At 40.5% G+C, this 17,800-nt stretch carries 18 protein-coding genes, 1 pseudogene and 1 other annotated feature; of the genes and pseudogenes, 17 read left to right on the top strand and 2 right to left on the bottom strand.

Annotated elements, in window-relative coordinates; translation table 11 throughout:
- Positions 1-32 precede the first annotated feature (32 nt).
- The 3 genes from DW059_RS02165 to DW059_RS02155 are packed head-to-tail and all read left to right on the top strand — an operon-like array spanning position 33 to position 3,560.
- Positions 33-749, top strand: coding sequence for an IspD/TarI family cytidylyltransferase (locus tag DW059_RS02165; RefSeq protein WP_117697299.1), 717 nt, complete (start codon positions 33-35; stop codon positions 747-749).
- Positions 750-1,796: an NAD-dependent epimerase/dehydratase family protein gene (locus tag DW059_RS02160; RefSeq protein ID WP_117697297.1), complete on the top strand. Its 1,047-nt coding sequence runs from the start codon at positions 750-752 to the stop codon at positions 1,794-1,796.
- A 15-nt stretch (positions 1,797-1,811) separates the two neighbouring features.
- A complete protein-coding gene (locus DW059_RS02155; protein ID WP_022242917.1) occupies positions 1,812-3,560 on the top strand; it encodes a 1-deoxy-D-xylulose-5-phosphate synthase in 1,749 nt (582 codons plus the stop codon).
- Positions 3,561-3,619: 59 nt separating this feature from the next.
- Here DW059_RS02155 and DW059_RS02150 read toward each other — a convergent pair whose 3' ends face one another.
- Positions 3,620-3,826 (bottom strand): hypothetical protein, encoded by a 207-nt coding sequence (locus DW059_RS02150; RefSeq protein ID WP_147326018.1) that lies wholly within the window; start codon positions 3,824-3,826, stop codon positions 3,620-3,622.
- 263 nt (positions 3,827-4,089) lie between these two features.
- Here DW059_RS02150 and DW059_RS02145 point away from each other — a divergent pair, with 263 nt between their 5' ends.
- The 3 genes from DW059_RS02145 to DW059_RS02135 all read left to right on the top strand — a co-directional run bounded on the left by DW059_RS02145 (position 4,090) and on the right by DW059_RS02135 (position 6,112).
- Complete coding sequence (locus DW059_RS02145) at positions 4,090-5,304, top strand: CgeB family protein (RefSeq protein ID WP_117697293.1); 1,215 nt, start codon at positions 4,090-4,092, stop codon at positions 5,302-5,304.
- 269 nt (positions 5,305-5,573) lie between these two features.
- Positions 5,574-5,840, top strand: coding sequence for a DUF4160 domain-containing protein (locus DW059_RS02140; protein WP_117697291.1), 267 nt, complete (start codon positions 5,574-5,576; stop codon positions 5,838-5,840).
- Between the two features lie 26 nt (positions 5,841-5,866).
- Positions 5,867-6,112 carry a DUF2442 domain-containing protein gene (locus DW059_RS02135; RefSeq protein WP_117697423.1) on the top strand — a complete coding sequence of 82 codons (246 nt, stop codon included), beginning with the start codon at positions 5,867-5,869 and terminating at the stop codon, positions 6,110-6,112.
- Between the two features lie 67 nt (positions 6,113-6,179).
- Here the strand turns inward: DW059_RS02135 and fliD are convergent, their stop codons facing one another.
- On the bottom strand, positions 6,180-7,481 hold the full coding sequence (gene fliD, locus DW059_RS02130) for a flagellar filament capping protein FliD (protein ID WP_117697289.1): 1,302 nt from the start codon (positions 7,479-7,481) through the stop codon (positions 6,180-6,182).
- 309 nt (positions 7,482-7,790) lie between these two features.
- On the opposite strand from fliD, the gene rpmG reads away from it, so the two are divergent.
- From rpmG to rpoB, 11 genes and pseudogenes are all read left to right on the top strand, one after another.
- Complete coding sequence (gene rpmG / locus DW059_RS02125) at positions 7,791-7,940, top strand: 50S ribosomal protein L33 (protein WP_117697288.1); 150 nt, start codon at positions 7,791-7,793, stop codon at positions 7,938-7,940.
- 45 nt (positions 7,941-7,985) lie between these two features.
- The gene (gene secE / locus DW059_RS02120; RefSeq protein WP_022242923.1) at positions 7,986-8,195 is read left to right on the top strand and encodes a preprotein translocase subunit SecE; all 210 of its coding nucleotides are present in this window, start codon (positions 7,986-7,988) and stop codon (positions 8,193-8,195) included.
- 17 nt (positions 8,196-8,212) lie between these two features.
- Positions 8,213-8,731: a transcription termination/antitermination protein NusG gene (gene nusG / locus DW059_RS02115; protein WP_022242924.1), complete on the top strand. Its 519-nt coding sequence runs from the start codon at positions 8,213-8,215 to the stop codon at positions 8,729-8,731.
- 15 nt (positions 8,732-8,746) lie between these two features.
- Positions 8,747-9,172 (top strand): 50S ribosomal protein L11, encoded by a 426-nt coding sequence (gene rplK / locus DW059_RS02110; protein ID WP_022242925.1) that lies wholly within the window; start codon positions 8,747-8,749, stop codon positions 9,170-9,172.
- Positions 9,173-9,225: 53 nt separating this feature from the next.
- Positions 9,226-9,918, top strand: a complete 693-nt coding sequence (rplA, locus tag DW059_RS02105) for a 50S ribosomal protein L1 (RefSeq protein ID WP_022242926.1) — start codon at positions 9,226-9,228, stop codon at positions 9,916-9,918.
- Between the two features lie 34 nt (positions 9,919-9,952).
- Positions 9,953-10,098, top strand: a sequence feature (ribosomal protein L10 leader region).
- Between the two features lie 47 nt (positions 10,099-10,145).
- A complete protein-coding gene (gene rplJ / locus DW059_RS02100; protein ID WP_022242927.1) occupies positions 10,146-10,721 on the top strand; it encodes a 50S ribosomal protein L10 in 576 nt (191 codons plus the stop codon).
- A 51-nt stretch (positions 10,722-10,772) separates the two neighbouring features.
- On the top strand, positions 10,773-11,147 hold the full coding sequence (gene rplL, locus DW059_RS02095; protein ID WP_117697286.1) for a 50S ribosomal protein L7/L12: 375 nt from the start codon (positions 10,773-10,775) through the stop codon (positions 11,145-11,147).
- A 182-nt stretch (positions 11,148-11,329) separates the two neighbouring features.
- Positions 11,330-11,629, top strand: a complete 300-nt coding sequence (locus DW059_RS02090; protein WP_117697284.1) for a hypothetical protein — start codon at positions 11,330-11,332, stop codon at positions 11,627-11,629.
- Between the two features lie 207 nt (positions 11,630-11,836).
- Positions 11,837-12,388: a sigma-70 family RNA polymerase sigma factor gene (locus DW059_RS02085; protein ID WP_117697282.1), complete on the top strand. Its 552-nt coding sequence runs from the start codon at positions 11,837-11,839 to the stop codon at positions 12,386-12,388.
- Between the two features lie 4 nt (positions 12,389-12,392).
- Positions 12,393-13,547 (top strand): DUF4179 domain-containing protein, encoded by a 1,155-nt coding sequence (locus DW059_RS02080; RefSeq protein ID WP_117697280.1) that lies wholly within the window; start codon positions 12,393-12,395, stop codon positions 13,545-13,547.
- Positions 13,548-13,925: 378 nt separating this feature from the next.
- A pseudogene (rpoB, locus tag DW059_RS02075) lies at positions 13,926-17,782 on the top strand (DNA-directed RNA polymerase subunit beta).
- Positions 17,783-17,800: the final 18 nt, after the last annotated feature.

The raw sequence follows: 17,800 nt of genomic DNA, 5'->3' as shown, positions 1-17,800 counted from the left end.
AGTATTGTTTGAATATGTGTATGGAGGGAAAAATGACAGATGTGATTATACTTGCCGGAGGAATCGGCAGCAGATTAAAGTCGGCGATACCAAAACAGTTTATAGAGATAGATGGCTGTCCGATTATTGTACATACGATAAAAAATTTTCAGGACAATGCAAATATTGATCATATTATAATTGTCTGCCTGGAAAAATGGATAGAGTATACGAAAGAAATTGTAAAGAAATATCATCTTGATAAAGTGACGGATGTTGTTCCGGGAGGAGAAACAGGACATATCTCCACCAGAAACGGAGTCTATTTTTTGAAAAACAGATTGTCGGAGGATGACTATGTAATTATCCATGATGCGGCCAGACCAATTGTATATCAGGATATTATCGATGATTTGATTGAAAAAGCAAAAGCCAATGGAAATGCCTGCAGTGCTGTCTCCTGTTACGAAACGGTTGTCCTGACAGAAAACCGGACATCAGGCAAAGAACAGATAGACCGTAACCGGATCGTAAGAGTTCAGACACCGCAATGCTACAACTACGGACTGATAAAATCACTCTACGAAAAAGCAGACAAGGACAATCGGGAAGACTTTGTTTATGCCAATATTCTTGCGATGAACTATGGCGTAGAGATTTATTTTTCCAAAGGAACAAATAACAATATTAAAATTACAACCAAGGATGATATCGCATTGTTCCGTGCACTGCTTTATTATATCAACAATGCCGAAGGTGAGGAGAATTAAATGGTATTAAGTTTACTGGAAGAACAGGAGTATAAAAGATACATAGAGGCATTTGATTTTTCAAAATATATGAAAGATAAAACCTTTCTGATAACCGGAAGCAACGGAATGACTGGACAGGCTATGGTAAAGTGGATTTTATACCTGAATAGCAGATATCAGATGAATGCAAAAATATTTGCATCCACCCGTAATCCAAAACACATTCCGGATTACATGGATGGCTCTGAAAATGTAGTGATGTGTGAGTTTGGAAAAGAGGAAGAAGCCATTGGAGAAGAGAAGGTAGATTATATCATTCATGCGGCTTCCCCGACAGAAAGAGATTTTTTTCTAAAATACCCGGTTGAGACCTATAAGGTTATTGTGGATGGAACAGCACATATGCTGGAACTGTGTGAGAAGAAGAAAGCGTCCTTTATACTGCTTTCGTCAGTAGAAGTGTATGGTGCATACAACAGTAAGGAAGCAATTGATGAAAAAAAGGTCGGAGCGGTTGACAGCCTGAATATTCGAAGTGGTTATCCTCTGGGGAAAAAAGGAGCAGAATTTTTAACCTATTCTTATTGCAAAGAATATGGCTGCAATGCGAAAATTGTCAGAATTTCTGCAATTCAGGGACTTTACCAGCCATACAATGAACTGCGCATCTATAATGAAATAACAAGATGCATCATGGAAAATAAAAATCTGATTATGAAGTCTGATGGAAAAAGCAAGAAGAGTATTATTTATACCTTGGATGCGGTTTCCGGAATTTTTAAAACCTTGTTTGAAGGTGAAAAGGGAGAGGTCTATAATCTAACCAACCCGGATACCTTTTTAACAGTAAATGAATTTGCGGAAAAGATATTTGAAAAATTTAATGACAAAGTGCATATAGAATTTGACATAGGCTCAGAGAGTGAAACAGGATATCTGCCGCATTTGGAAATTCTTCAGGATACAGAGAAAATATTAAAACTGGGATGGAAACCGATTACAGACTTGTACAGGATTTATGAAATCGACCTGAAGAGATGGAATTTTTCCTGGGGAGAAAAGTAAAGAAAGGATTTGCCTGTGTATATTGAAAAGATAAATACTCCGGAAGATATAAAAAAATATAACATAAATGAATTAGAAGTATTGGCACAAGAATTAAGAGAAGCAATCATAAATAAGGTGAGTGATTGCGGCGGACATCTTGCTTCCAACCTTGGCATTGTAGAGCTGACCATAGCCCTTCATTATGTTTTTGATGCACCAAAGGATAAGTTTGTGTTTGATGTTTCCCATCAGACCTACTGCCATAAAATGCTTACCGGAAGAAAAGCCGCTTTTATTAAAAAAGAAAATTATAAAGATGTCACAGGATTCAGTAATCCAAAAGAAAGCGAGTATGATTTATTTGCCCTTGGACATACTTCTACTTCCGTTAGTCTTGCGTGTGGACTGGCAAAAGCAAGAGATTTAAAACACGATTCGGAAAATGTGATTGCCGTTATAGGAGATGCTTCATTGGATGGCGGAGAAGCATTTGAAGCACTTAATTGTGCAGCGGAAATCAACAGTAACCTGATTGTGGTAATTAATGATAATGAAATGTCTATTCCGGAAAACCACGGAGCGTTGGGACGGCACTTAAAACAGTTGAAAGAATCCGCTGGAAAGCAGAAAGATAATTTCTTTAAAGCCTTGGGATTTGAATATCATCTGATTGAAAACGGAAATGACCTGGAATCCGTTATAAAAGAATTGGAAAGCGTAAAAGACACCAAAGTTCCTGTGGTTGTCCACGTTTGCACCCAAAAGGGAAAAGGCTATAAGCCGGCGGAAGAAAATAGTGAAAACTGGCATTGGGCAAGACCTTTTGACAAAGAGACCGGAAAAAATAAGAATGCCGGAATAGGCGAAAACTATGGAAATATTGTCGGAGAACATTTACTGAACAGAATCCAAAACGATCCGGAAGTTGCAGTAATAGCAGCATCCACTCCCATATGTATTGGCTTTGATAAAACAAGAAGAGAACTTGCGGGAAAACAATATATCGATGTAGGAATTGCAGAGCAGAATGCGGTTACAATGGCGGTGGGAATGGCAAAAAGAGGCTGTAAACCGGTATTTGCAACGAATGGTACTTTTATCCAAAGAGCATATGACCAGATTGAACAGGAAATGTGTATCAATCAGATACCGGCAACGATGATTGTAACCCATGCGTCTGTTTTCGGACACCACAATGACACACATATTGGAATTTTGGATATTCCATTACTTGCCAATATTCCGAATTTAACTTATTTGGCGCCTGTGAATAAGGAAGAATATCTTGCTATGCTGGATTGGAGCATCGACCAGAAGGAGAAGCCGGTAGCCATAAGAGTGCCATGGACCGGAGTTAAGCACAGCGATTATGATGTGGCAGAAGAGTATGATAAAGTGTCCTATATGGTTATGCAAAAAGGGCAGGATGTATGTATCCTTGCACTTGGCGGATTTTATGAGCTGGGTGTTAAGACGGCGGCATTGATAAAAGAAACAAAGAATATACAGCCGACAATTATAAATCCAAGATTTATTACAGGCCTGGATGAGAACAGACTTGACTGGGTACTTGAGAATCACAAGATTGTTGTAACCATAGAAGATGGAATACTAAGCGGTGGTTTCGGTTCAAAAATTGCGCAGTATTATTCGGACAAAGATATTAAGGTTTATAATTTTGGATTTTCCATGGATATACCAAGGACATATGAGCCGGCTGAACTCATGGCTGAAAATTCGTTGACGGAAGAAAAAATCGTTGAAAAAATATTTCACCGGTAGATTCATTGGAAGGCATATCATAAAATGCAGCTCCTGTGTAACGCAGGAGCTGTTTTTTATCACTTCTGATTATTTAATTGATTTACTTCTTCTATCGAAAGATTGCAAAGTTTTGCGATTTCCTTTGCATCAAACTTTCCTGTTTTTAAAAGACGAAGGGCAGTATCGGTAGAAGCTTGCTTTAATCCCTGTTCAACACCGGCGTCAAATTCAGCTTTTCTCAGTTTTTTCTCTTCTTCAACTTTATCATATTCAAAAATACTCATAGCAATTACCTCCGCCTGATTCTTCCTAAGAAAATCTGCCAGAATATTTTCCTGAATGCATTCGGTGACAGCCTTTTGTACGGCATCATCCAAAGGCATCTGTTCTGCAAAGGAACGAACCTTTGCAACATAGAAAGTGCCATATAGATTGTATAATATATGCTTTTTCACATTTTAACATAGCAAAAAGATTTGGACAAGAAGAAAAAATGTTATATACTAATTATAAATAAAAAGGCAATGAAAATAAAAGGAGCCACCCCATGAATATTTTGGTTTACCGCTGGAATTCCTACAACTACATAGACATCATTGCAACATTCCAATCCATGGGACATCAGGTGGATGTAATTGAGCAGGAACTGGAAAGCTATGATGAGGATGAATCGTTTGCGGCACGTTTGCATGGCATCTTGCAGCAGAAAAACTATGACTTTGTCTTTACGGTGAATTATTTTGCAGTGATTTCCGGAGTATGTCAGCAGATGGGGATAAAGTATGTATCCTGGAGTTGTGACAGCCCGCTGCTTAGCATGTATCACAAGAATGTATTCTTGGACTGCAATTATTTCTTTCTCTTTGATAAGACCAATTATCTGGAATTCAAGGGAATGGGCGTAAAACATATCTGGCATCTGCCGCTGGCAGTGGATACGAACCGGCTGGATGAGCTATTTGCACAGGATACTATGGATAAAATGCAGTTGGCAGAAACAGATAGTGGGAATGCCTCAAAACATTCGGTGCGGGATTTTGCAGGCGGGATTTCTTTTGTAGGAAATTTATATGAGAAGAACAGCTATGATGAACTGGAAACAAGATTCCCGGAATATTTGCGGGGTTATTTTGATGCTGTCATGGAGGCACAGCTTAATATCAGCGGCGGCAATATAATCGAACCGATGTTGACTGCGGATATCTTAGAGCGTGTATCGGAATATTTTGAACTGAAGAAATCGAAGGATTCTTTTTCTGATCTGGGGCTGGTATTTGCAACAACGGTGCTTGGATTTAAAACTGCTTCTTTGCAGAGGCAGCGTGCATTGCTGGCACTGGTGGCTAAATTCCCGGTAAACCTTTATACAAATACAGGCGGAGATACTTTGCTTCGGGTAAAGAATTGCGGCTCAGTAGATTATTGGTCGGAGATGCCGAAGGTATTCCACTATTCGAAAATCAATCTTAATTTTACGATTCCGAATATCAAGAGCGGGCTGCCTCTACGGATTTTTGATGTACTTGGTGCAGGTGGATTCCTGCTGACCAATTATCAGGCAGAATTACCGGATTATTTTGAAATTGGAAAAGATTTGGCTTGCTTTGAATCTGAAGCAGAACTGGTAGAAAAGTGCAGCTACTATCTTACCCATGAGGAAGAACGGCAGCAGATAGCAAAGAACGGTTATGAGAAAGTGAAGAACTGCTGCAGCTATCGGAAACGTCTGAAGTTTATGTTGGAAAAGATTGGAGAGGAGTAGAAGATAGTGGATTTATAAAAAAATTAGAGACGCTTTACAGTGTTTTTAGAAACTTGTATTGTATATGCTTCGACGGTTATGTTACAATAGCTACGAAGCATATTTTCATAATTTTGGCAATATGCAAAAAGGAATCCGTATAATGCCTCATTTCATAGAATCAATGAACACATCTTATATTTCTTGAAAAATTCATGCTTTAAACTCACAAAAAAAGCAGGATTTTTTTAGAAAACTCCTGTGAAAAATTGCATAGGAGGAAGAATGAAATGCCCACATTATCAATGTTTTATGGAATTATTGTACGCATGCAGAGTGAAAAAGGTGGAAAACATAGTAAACCACATATTCATGCGTTGTATGGAGAAGAGGAAATTATAGTTTCGCTGAATGGAGAAGTATTGGAAGGCAAGTTCCCTAATCGGCAGTTAAAAATGCTATTGGCATGGATGACAATCCATGAAGATGAATTATATGCCAATTGGAAAATGCTAAGTGAGGGAGAAGGCTATTTCCGGATAGCTCCATTAAAATAATGGAACAGAACAAGGAGGATATGAAGATGCTTAGACCAACGGCTACAAGCGTTCGGGCGGAAGAAGGTTATATTCTTGATGTTGAATTTGATAATGGAGAAAGAAAGCGGTTTGATGTTAAACCATATATAAAAGGCTCGTGGTATGGAAAATTGGAGAACCCGGATTACTTTAGAAGGGTAAGAACAGATGGATATACTGTTGTATGGCCGGAAGGTCAGGATATCTGTCCGGATGAATTGTATACACAAAGCACCAGCTTCACAAAATAAAGAACATAACCTGCCACCGGCAGCAAAAAAATAAGACCTGATTTTTCCTACATGTAAAAGTCAGGTCTTATAAATATTTATCCAACATCAAACCAGAGTACATAGACGTAATATAAGGTGTGGCAAAATTCTTGCCCGGGTTCTTGTAAGCAACAATTACTTTGTCCACGTACTGCATCGGATTTAAGGAAGCCTGGTTGGCTTTTACGCTTAAAGCATTCTTAAAGCGGTTTAATACATGGAAACTCTCGGTGGCATCATCCGATTCGACAGCGTCCGCCAGTAAATCCCGGTCAACGGAAATAGTAGAATCAGAATTTATAATAAGTCCGATGGCTTCAAAATCATTTTTAAAATGCTGTGCAACACCGCTCATATCAGAAAGCAGCTTCTGGCTGGTCGGCTGCGACTCGCGGTATTCATTAGCGGTATCCACCATGGAATTATAGGAATCCACCAGTTCCTGAATATTATCGGCAACGGCATCCACATTTGCTTTAAAACCAAGGGTAGCAGGTCTGCCTTCCGGGCTGACCGCTTTCAGGTGTACTTCAAAAGTATTGTTGATGGTAAACGTATTGGAATAGGAACTGTGTTCCGTACCGTTTAACAGAAAAACGGAATTGGAAGCTGCATCCGTAACCTTGTTAATACCAAGCTTATCCATTGCCTGTATGGATTCGTTAGAAGTTCCCGGCAGAATCTGGAACAGAAAATCTTCGTCATCCTTAAGACCGGTCTGTCTGGAAGTTAAGACCAGGGCACTGTGGCCGGAGTCATCTTCTTTAACATCTGCATGAATGCCAATGCTGGCAGTATTGAAAAGCTTTGCCAGCTTATCCTGGACACTCCGGTTGGTATCATCCGGATTTACATTGAACTGGAACTCATAGGAAGCACTGCTGGTATTCAGATCAAAGGAATAACTGCCTGGTTTAAAAGCAAGCTGGTCATCCTTTAAGTAATTACCGTAGTTTAACTGCGGAGAAGCAAGCTTCTTGATTTCCATCTGAAAGCTGTTGGTATTCTCGCCGGAATCTCCGTTTCCAATATAATCTGCATCAACAATATCATCCTGATCAGAAACGGCAATTTTTTTCTGAAAAGCCTCTGCAAGACTGTCACCGGTGGATAAAGAAGCAATGACATTTTTTAAATCACGGGCATGCTCTTTGATATCAATAGCAAACTTCTGTGCATCAGCAGAATCTTTTATTTTGTAAAGAGGGGATTCTTTATTGATTTTTACAATATTATTGTAAACAGAGCGCAACTCACTCTTCTTGTGGGAATCATACCGGGAAACGGTAGACTTGCCATAAGTTGTAAGATAATAATTATACATATTATCAAGAATAGCAGATGCCATAAATAACCCCCTCCTTTCTTCCATGAAATGTGCATCTTCTTGATGCCGGGGTATAGTAAAATCCATTTATACATATCTAATATAGCATAAAAATAAGAAAAAGTCATCTACAAGATATACAAAAAATGTTGTAAAAACGCTAGATTTTGTGGTAATATATGTACTGGATTACAAGTTTACAGAGAATATGAAAAAAGAGTTGACGCTCCATGTGGTTTGTGCTATCATAGACTAGCTTGGAAGTAAGTCTTTTTTTTATGCCTAAAAATAGGCATAGAAAACACAAAGAAAGTAATGGAGGTGGAAGTTGTGCGCACAAAGATTACATTAGCATGCACAGAATGCAAGCAGCGTAATTACAACATGACAAAAGACAAGAAAGCTCATCCAGACAGAATGGAGACAAAGAAGTATTGTAGATTCTGCAAGACTCATACATTACACAAAGAAACAAAATAATTTGTGAATGCGTGACAATGAGCAAAAAGAAAAGGAAGTGACAAAATGGGAGAAACCGAAAACAAGAACACAGCAGTAAAAGAAAGCTGGTTCGCCGGTCTTAAGGCTGAATTCAAAAAAATCATTTGGCCTACAAAAGAATCACTTGCCCGTCAGACAACAGCAGTTGTTATTGTGTCAGTTGTACTTGGTCTGATAATTACACTTCTGGATACAATCATCCAGTACGGTGTGAATTTTCTAGTGAATTTATAATGGAGGCATAGGTGATTATGGCAGAGGCACACTGGTATGTAGTTCATACCTATTCAGGTTATGAGAATAAGGTCAAAGCGAACATCGATAAGGCAATCGAGAACCGGCATTTAGAAGAGCAGATACTCGAAGTCAGAGTACCGATGCAGGATGTTGTCGAGCTTAAGAACGGTGCGAAAAAGCAGGTTCAGAAGAAAATGTTCCCGGGATATGTGCTTATCAATATGGTCATGAATGATGATACCTGGTATGTGGTAAGAAATACCAGAGGCGTAACCGGATTTGTTGGACCGGGATCTAAGCCGGTACCACTCACTGACGCTGAAATGAGACCACTGGGAATCAAGTCAGACAACATTGTCGTAGATTTCGATGAAGGCGATACCGTCGTTGTAATCGGTGGTGTGTGGAAGGACACCATCGGTGTTATCCAGCGTATGGATCACGGAAAACAGATTTGTACGATTAATGTGGATTTATTTGGCCGGGAGACTCCGGTCGAGATTAGTTTTTCAGATGTAAAGAAGATGAATTAAAGGAGGCAACCTCAAATGGCAAAGAAAGTAGAAGGATATATCAAATTGCAGATTCCTGCCGGCAAAGCAACTCCGGCACCACCTGTTGGACCTGCTTTAGGTCAGCATGGTGTGAATATTGTGGAATTCACAAAACAGTTTAATGCAAAAACAGCAGATATGGGAGATACAATCGTTCCTGTAGTTATCACTGTTTACGCAGACAGAAGCTTCAGCTTCATTACAAAAACTCCTCCAGCAGCAGTACTGCTGAAAAAAGCCTGCAACTTAAAGAGTGCATCTGCAACTCCGAACAAGACAAAAGTTGCAAAGATTTCTAAAGCTAAGCTTCAGGAAATCGCTGAACTGAAAATGCCAGACTTAAATGCTGCATCTGTTGAAGCTGCAATGAGCATGATTGCAGGAACAGCAAGAAGTATGGGAATCGAAGTAGAGGACTAGATGGAAACGTGGGAGGGTACCACTCCCGATAATACCACAGGAGGTTATTTAGAATGAAAAGAGGAAAGAAATATTTAGAAGCTGCAAAATCAATTGATAGAGCAACTTTATATGATCCGGCAGAAGCAATCGGACTTGCAAAGAAAGCAGCCGTTGCAAAATTTGATGAGACTATCGAAGTTCACATTCGTACCGGATGTGACGGACGTCACGCAGATCAGCAGATCCGTGGTGCAGTTGTATTACCACACGGAACTGGTAAAGCTGTAAAAGTATTAGTATTCGCAAAGGGAACCAAATTAGACGAGGCTCAGGCAGCAGGTGCTGATTTCGTTGGTGGAGAGGAATTAATTCCGAAGATCCAGAACGAAGGATGGCTTGACTTCGACGTTGTTGTTGCAACTCCTGATATGATGGGTGTTGTTGGACGTCTTGGTCGTGTACTTGGACCGAAGGGCTTAATGCCAAACCCAAAAGCTGGAACTGTTACTATGGACGTTACCAAGGCAGTAAACGATATCAAAGCCGGAAAAATCGAGTATAGATTAGACAAAGCAAATATTATCCATGTGCCAATTGGAAAAGCATCCTTTAGTGAAGAACAATTAGCGGACAACTTCCAGACTCTTATTGATGCCGTAAACAAAGCAAAACCGGCTACATTAAAAGGTCAGTACATGAAGAGCGTTTCTGTAGCTCCTACCATGGGACCGGGTGTAAAAATCAACCCACTGAAGCTTGTTTAGTTTTTGTTATTGACATCCAAGATATTAATTGCTATAATAGCAAAGCATATTGCCGAAGACAGTAGGTGCCGTAAGGCGTAACCGTAGAGAACCTACCGAGGAAATGCAGATACTTATGTATTTGTAAATGAGATTTCAAATCCTCTCTGTCTTCCACAGAGAGGATTTTTTAAGGTAATGTACCTGTCTTTCGCAAGATGAAAAATAAAGAAGGAGGTGCACGATTCGTGGCAAAAGTAGAACTTAAACAGCCTATCGTACAGGAAATTTCTGAGCAGATTAAAGATGCACAGTCAGTAGTAGTCGTTGACTACCGTGGACTTACCGTTGCAGAAGATACTCAGCTGCGTAAGCAGTTAAGAGAAGCTGGTGTTGCTTATAAAGTATATAAGAATACATTAGTTAATTTTGCAATCAAAGGAACTGATTTCGAAAGCCTTTCCGACGTATTGGAAGGACCAAACGCATTCGCAATTTCAACAACAGATGCAACAGCACCTGCAAGAGTAATTGCTAAATTTGCAAAGACAGCTCCTGCACTTGAGATTAAAGCCGGCGTAGTAGAAGGAACCTTCTATGATGCAGATGGAATGAAAGCAATCGCTACAATCCCATCCAGAGAAGAATTACTTTCCAAATTCCTTGGAAGTATTCAGTCTCCTATTACAAACTTCGCTCGTGTTATTAATCAGATCGCTGAAAAAGGCGGCGCAGCAGACGTAGAAGTTAAGGCAGAAGAGGCAGCACCTGCAGAAGAAGCTCCAGTAGAAGCTCCTGCAGAGGAAGCTCCAGCAGCAGAATAATCTGCAAACCAATTTTATTGAAAACAAAACCAAAAACGGAGGTAAATTAAAATGGCTAAATTAACAACAGCTGAGATGATTGACGCTATCAAAGAGTTAAGCGTATTAGAGTTAAATGAATTAGTAAAAGCTTGTGAAGAAGAGTTCGGTGTATCCGCAGCAGCAGGCGTTGTAGTTGCAGCAGCAGGTGGAGACGCAGCAGCAGCAGAAGAGAAGACTGAGTTTGACGTAGAGTTAACAGAAGTTGGACCAAACAAAGTTAAGGTTATCAAAGTAGTTCGTGAAGCTACTGGCTTAGGCTTAAAAGAAGCAAAAGACTTAGTAGATGGCGCTCCAAAGATCGTAAAAGAGCAGGCTGACAAAGCTACAGCTGATGACATCAAAGCTAAATTAGAAGCTGAAGGTGCTAAAGTAACATTAAAATAATTTTTAATTCACAACTGAATTAGAAATGATAGGAATCGGATTCATAGAAATATGGATCCGATTTTCTTGTGGTTTATAGGACTTTAGACCTATTGACGTAAAAAGAAAATATGTAATAATAGTAGCGTAACTTGAAAACAATATAAGAATAGGAGATTAGTTATGAACACAGGACTTAAGGTATGGCTCTGGATTGTATTTGTAATCAATATCATTTCCGGAGTAATGATGATTCCGTTAATGCTCATTCAGCACTGCTGATTGTCAGCCTCATTGCAGAAGTGCTTATTATCGTAGGTGCCGGCCTGATTTTGTTTGCACAGAAGAAGGTTGGATTCTATCTGATGATTGCATGTGCAGCAATCGGTCTGGTAATCAATATCTTTGGCGGGGTTGGAGTGGTAAAAAGTATCATCAGCGCAGTATTGTGCCCACTAATTACATACTTATTTATGCAGAAAGACTGGGACAGCTTCCGGTAAAAATGAACTCCACCTGAAGAAGCTGGCACTGGCAGCTTTTATGGATGATGGACAATGAAGAGACCTTCTGGCAGAAATGCTGGAAGGTTCTTTGTTTTATAGAAAATATTTTTATAAAAGTGATAGATTTAAGACACCAGATTCGTAATAATAAGTGTAGCTGCAAAAATGCAAACCATGGTGCATGAAGCAAAAGGCAGGATAACAATGAAGATAACAGAGAAGAATTATATTCAGCAATTACAATTGCATAATGAAGAAGCATTGATTTATGTCATAGATATGTATGGTGGATTGCTTAAGGCAGTCATCCGGAAACACTTATTTACCATGCCACAGAAACAGGAAGAATGTATGAACGATGTGCTGCTTTCCATCTGGGAACACGCAGCATCCTTTGATGATAAGAAGAACAGCTTCAAGAACTGGGCAGCAGCCATTGCCCGGTACGAAGCCATCGACTATCTTAGAAAATATAAGCGGGACTTGGAACAGCTTTGTATGGATGATGTGACAGCGGCGGAAAATGACAGGATGTTAGAACAACTGATAGAAGGGGAATTAAGCCATGAAGTAGAACAATTGCTTTTGTGTCTGAAACCTCTTGACCGGAAAATATTTATGAAATTATTTGTAGAGGAAGAATCTGTAGAGCAGATAAGCGAAGATACCGGACTTCCGAGAGATGTCATTTACAACCGGGTATCCAGAGGAAAGCGGAAAATGAGAAACATGTATTTGAAACAGAAGGAGGCATGAAGAGATGAAAGACGATAAAATCTATGAAATGTTAAATGATGCGGAAATTGATTTGAATGAATATGAAGTAGAAGAGTTATCCTCTGAAGAAAAGGAACGGTATAAAACGAGAATCCGGATGGAGGTAAAACGTATGAACATGGAAACAAGGAATAAGAAAAATAAAAATATAAGAAAAATTGCGGCAGGAATGGCAGCAGCCTGTGCGGTTGCAGTAGGAGTAGCAGGATTTTCTAATTCTGCACTGGCAGACAGCATCTACAGCAACACAATCGGAAAACTGATTGGCGCAACACAGGGAGATAAAGATGAAAAGGAACTTTCGGATATCTATTCTACCATTGGAAAAGAGTCCACGGAATTGGTTTCGGATAATCAGTGTGTGCTGGAAACAGACCGGAGTGGAGTAAAGATAAGCGTTTCGGATGTGTATTGCGATGGCTACCTGCTTTACTACACAACCACCCTTAGCACAGACAATGCAGAACTGAATGAATCAGACTGGATTATGGGACCGCAGAGTGATAAGGTGATGGAAAATGTTTCTATCAATGAAACCCTGATTCAGTCGGCAATCGGGCAGCCTTTTGAAAAGGCAGAGGACGGAAGCTATGTGAAGATGGAACAAATTGATTTATCAACATTGACTGATGAAAATGATAATCCGATTGATATTTCGGACTTGAAAGATTTTACCGTAACCTGGAGCATAGACACATTAGAAGGCTATCTTTCCGATGCATGGGATGAAAATGGAGAATATCAGACCACCACAAAAGTAAGCGGAGACTGGCAGCTCTCCTTCCCGGTGCATGTGGATACTTCCAAGAATGAGACCATCGCAGTAAATAAAGAAGATAATGGTGTTGCAGTAAATCAGGTGATCAAAACCGGTGCCGTCTTGATCGTTGACATGCAGCTCCCGGATATTACCGGCGCACCGTACAATGACCCATATAATGACCCGGATATATTTATTACCGACGAAGCAGGCAATGCAATGTGGTGGTTAGGCGACCGGTTTACCCCAAATGAGGATGGAAGCCAGAGTGAACGGATTATGCTGCTTTATAATGGAGAGAGTACAATCCATATATCCGTAACCAACAAAAATGGTGCAGGTGAAAGTATTGCAGAACTGGATGTGGACTTAAAATAAAACCGGAATCAATAAAATAGATAATGAAATATGTAATAGAATAGAAAAATAAAGAAAAAAGGGTAAAGAAAAAAGCAGCTATGGGATGCAAAGAAAAAGCATTTCATGGCTGCTTTTTCTGATATTAGACAGCTATAAAAAAACGCAGATGGCAGGCTGCATCACTGCGAGAATGAAAATTATTCCCCAATATTGAAAAATATATGCATATTGTGCGAAAATAATGCTTGACTTTAGAAAACTACTTGTGGTATCATATACGTTGCACTATTGTGGTGAGGTGGCTTTACTATATCCTTTTTTAGGAAATGAAGCCCAAAGAATATAATTTGCTGAAATTTAGTGGATTGAGAATAAAAAACGAGAGGTGAAACGTCAATGGAGAAAAACAGAATACGTCCGGTGAAGGCTGGAAAAGGCATACGTATGAGTTACTCAAGACAAAAAGAGGTATTGGAAATGCCAAACCTGATTGAGGTCCAGAAGGATTCCTATCAGTGGTTCTTAGACGAGGGCCTGAAAGAAGTGTTTGCAGATATCTCTCCGATTGAGGATTATAGCGGACATCTTAGCTTGGAATTTGTGGATTTCACATTATGTGAGGATGATGTGAAGTATACAATTCCGGAGTGTAAACAGAGAGACGCAACTTATGCAGCTCCTTTGAAGGTAAAAGTCAGACTGTATAACAAAGAAACAGATGAAATTAATGAACATGAGATTTTTATGGGCGATTTACCTCTCATGACAGAGACAGGAACCTTCGTTATCAATGGAGCAGAGCGTGTTATCGTAAGCCAGTTGGTTCGTTCCCCTGGTATTTACTATGGCATTGCGCATGATAAAGTAGGTAAGGAACTCTATTCCTGTACCGTAATCCCGAACCGTGGAGCATGGTTAGAGTATGAAACGGACTCTAATGATATTTTCTATGTACGTGTTGACCGTACCAGAAAAGTGCCAATCACAGTATTACTGCGTGCATTAGGACTGGGAACCAACCAGGAAATTATAGATTTATTTGGCGAAGAGCCAAAGATTTTAGCATCTTTTGGAAAAGACGTTGCTACAAGCTACGAGGAAGGTCTTCTGGAATTATATAAGAAGATTCGTCCGGGCGAGCCTCTTTCTGTTGATAGTGCAGAGAGCCTGATTACCGCAATGTTCTTCGACCCAAGACGTTATGACCTGGCAAAAGTAGGCCGTTATAAATTTAACAAGAAGCTGGCATTTAAGAACCGTTTACGCGGAAAAGTGCTGGCTGAAGATGTTGTTCTTGAGACTACCGGAGAGGTAATCGAAAAAGGAACAGAGCTGACCAGAGAGCTTGCAGAAGAGATTCAGAACGCAGCTGTTCCGGCAGTATATATTGCTACAGAAGAAAGAAATGAAAAAGTTCTTTCCAATATGATGGTAGACCTCACTACCTATGTTGATGTAGTACCGAAGGAAGTTGGTATTACTGAGCTGGTATATTATCCGGCATTAAAGAAAATCCTGGATGAAAATGAATCCTTGGAAGATATCAAGGAAGCAATTCGTAAAAACGTATCTGAACTGGTTCCGAAGCATATCACCAAGGAAGATATTTTTGCATCCATTAACTACAATATGCACTTGGAGTGGGGCATTGGAAATGATGACGATATTGACCACTTAGGCAACCGTCGTATCCGTGCCGTAGGTGAGTTATTACAGAACCAGTACAGAATCGGACTTTCCAGAATGGAACGTGTGGTTCGTGAGCGTATGACCACCCAGGATCAGGAAGGAATTTCTCCACAGAGCCTGATTAATATCAAACCGGTAACCGCAGCAGTGAAAGAGTTCTTCGGATCTTCCCAGCTGTCGCAGTTCATGGATCAGAACAACCCGCTGGGTGAGCTGACACATAAGAGACGTTTATCCGCATTAGGACCAGGTGGTTTGTCCAGAGACCGTGCCGGATTCGAGGTTCGAGACGTACACTACTCCCATTACGGAAGAATGTGCCCGATTGAGACTCCTGAAGGACCGAACATCGGACTTATCAACTCACTGGCATGTTATGCAAGAATTAACGAATATGGTTTCATTGAGGCACCATATCGTAAGATTGATAAAACAGATCCTAAGAATCCGCGTGTTACAGAAGATGTTGTATACATGACCGCAGATGAAGAGGATAATTACCATGTAGCACAGGCGAATGAAAAACTGGATGAAGAAGGACATTTCGTAAGAAATTCCGTTTCCGGCCGTTACTTAGATGAGACACAGGAATATGACAAGCAGATGTTTGATTATATGGATGTATCTCCTAAGATGGTATTCTCTGTTGCTACCGCATTGATTCCGTTCTTGCAGAACGATGATGCGAACCGTGCGCTGATGGGATCTAACATGCAGCGTCAGGCAGTACCTCTTCTTACCACAGAAGCTCCTGTAGTAGGAACCGGTATGGAAACCAAGACTGCAGTAGACTCCGGTGTATGTGTAGTTGCAAAGAAATCCGGTACTATTGAGAAATCTGAGTCAAACCAGATTACCGTGAAGAATGATGATGGAACAAGAGACGTATACAAACTGACCAAGTTCTCACGAAGTAACCAGTCCAACTGCTACAACCAGAGACCAATCGTGTTCAAAGGTGATCATGTAGAAGCTGGCGAAGTAATTGCTGACGGACCATCTACTGCTAATGGTGAGCTTGCTCTTGGAAAGAACCCGTTAATCGGATTCATGACATGGGAAGGTTACAACTACGAGGACGCTGTTCTTCTGAGTGAAAGATTAGTACAGGATGATGTTTATACATCTGTTCATATTGAAGAGTACGAAGCAGAAGCCCGTGATACCAAATTAGGACCGGAAGAAATTACAAGAGACGTTCCAGGTGTCGGCGATGATGCATTGAAAGACCTTGACGAAAGAGGAATCATACGTATCGGTGCAGAAGTTCGTGCCGGTGATATTCTGGTAGGTAAGGTTACTCCAAAGGGAGAGACAGAGCTTACCGCAGAAGAGAGACTGTTACGTGCCATCTTCGGTGAGAAAGCAAGAGAAGTAAGAGATACTTCCTTGAAAGTACCACATGGTGAATATGGTATCATTGTAGAGGCGAAAGTATTTACAAGAGAAAATGGTGACGAATTATCCCCTGGTGTAAATCAGGCAGTTCGTATTTACATTGCACAGAAGAGAAAAATCTCCGTTGGAGATAAGATGGCTGGACGTCATGGTAACAAGGGTGTTGTTTCCCGTGTACTTCCGGTAGAAGATATGCCATTCCTGCCGAACGGCCGTCCACTGGATATTGTATTGAACCCATTGGGTGTACCTTCCCGTATGAATATCGGTCAGGTCCTGGAGATTCACTTAAGTCTTGCAGCGAAAGCACTTGGATTTAACATTGAGACTCCTGTATTTGACGGTGCACGAGAGATTGATATTCAGGATACCCTGGAACTGGCAAATGATTATGTCAACTCCACCTGGGAAGAATTTGAAGCAAAATATAAAGATACATTGCGTGAAGATGTAATGCAGTATCTTTCCGATAACAGAGACCACAGAGAATTATGGAAGGGCGTTCCGATTTCCCGTGACGGAAAGGTTCAGCTTCGTGACGGACGTACCGGAGAAGAATTTGACTCACCGGTTACCATTGGCCACATGCATTACCTGAAACTGCATCATCTGGTAGATGATAAGATTCATGCACGTTCTACCGGTCCTTACTCCTTAGTAACACAGCAGCCTCTGGGTGGTAAAGCTCAGTTTGGTGGACAGCGTTTCGGAGAGATGGAGGTTTGGGCACTGGAAGCTTATGGTGCATCTTACACATTACAGGAGATTCTGACTGTGAAGTCCGACGACGTGGTTGGCCGTGTGAAGACATACGAAGCAATCATTAAGGGTGACAATATCCCTGAACCGGGAATCCCAGAATCCTTCAAGGTACTTCTCAAAGAACTTCAGTCCCTTGGTCTTGATGTCAGAGTATTAGACGAAGACCGTAACGAAGTTGAACTGATGGAGACCAGCGAATATGGTAACACAGATTTGAATTCCATTATCTCAGGCGATAAAGATTTCGCGTTTGAAGACAGCGAGTCCTCGGAAAGATGGGCTTCACCAAACAGGAATTTGATTCTGAGAGTGGAGAACTCAACAACGTAGAAGAAGAGGAAGAGGATGATGACGCAGGCTTCGATTTTGACGATGCTGCCGATGAAGTTCTTGACGAAGAATAAATAGGAAGGGAGTGTCAT

This window comes from Roseburia sp. AF42-8, assembly GCF_003435965.1.
GTDB lineage: Bacteria > Bacillota > Clostridia > Lachnospirales > Lachnospiraceae > Roseburia_C > Roseburia_C amylophila.
Note: the sequence above shows the minus strand (reverse complement) of the source record. Positions and strands in the feature narration are given on the sequence as shown.

Bases quoted from the DNA above. Each gene is read 5' to 3' on its own strand.
- DW059_RS02165 (WP_117697299.1), top strand. From the start codon at position 33: ATGACAGATGTGATTATACTTGCCGGAGGAATCGGCAGCAGATTAAAG.
- DW059_RS02160 (WP_117697297.1), top strand. From the start codon at position 750: ATGGTATTAAGTTTACTGGAAGAACAGGAGTATAAAAGATACATAGAG.
- DW059_RS02150 (WP_147326018.1), bottom strand. From the start codon at position 3,826: ATGAGTATTTTTGAATATGATAAAGTTGAAGAAGAGAAAAAACTGAGA.
- DW059_RS02145 (WP_117697293.1), top strand. From the start codon at position 4,090: ATGAATATTTTGGTTTACCGCTGGAATTCCTACAACTACATAGACATC.
- DW059_RS02140 (WP_117697291.1), top strand. From the start codon at position 5,574: ATGCCCACATTATCAATGTTTTATGGAATTATTGTACGCATGCAGAGT.
- DW059_RS02135 (WP_117697423.1), top strand. From the start codon at position 5,867: ATGCTTAGACCAACGGCTACAAGCGTTCGGGCGGAAGAAGGTTATATT.
- fliD (WP_117697289.1), bottom strand. From the start codon at position 7,481: ATGGCATCTGCTATTCTTGATAATATGTATAATTATTATCTTACAACT.
- secE (WP_022242923.1), top strand. From the start codon at position 7,986: ATGGGAGAAACCGAAAACAAGAACACAGCAGTAAAAGAAAGCTGGTTC.
- nusG (WP_022242924.1), top strand. From the start codon at position 8,213: ATGGCAGAGGCACACTGGTATGTAGTTCATACCTATTCAGGTTATGAG.
- rplK (WP_022242925.1), top strand. From the start codon at position 8,747: ATGGCAAAGAAAGTAGAAGGATATATCAAATTGCAGATTCCTGCCGGC.
- rplA (WP_022242926.1), top strand. From the start codon at position 9,226: ATGAAAAGAGGAAAGAAATATTTAGAAGCTGCAAAATCAATTGATAGA.
- rplL (WP_117697286.1), top strand. From the start codon at position 10,773: ATGGCTAAATTAACAACAGCTGAGATGATTGACGCTATCAAAGAGTTA.
- DW059_RS02090 (WP_117697284.1), top strand. From the start codon at position 11,330: ATGGCTCTGGATTGTATTTGTAATCAATATCATTTCCGGAGTAATGAT.
- DW059_RS02085 (WP_117697282.1), top strand. From the start codon at position 11,837: ATGAAGATAACAGAGAAGAATTATATTCAGCAATTACAATTGCATAAT.
- DW059_RS02080 (WP_117697280.1), top strand. From the start codon at position 12,393: ATGAAAGACGATAAAATCTATGAAATGTTAAATGATGCGGAAATTGAT.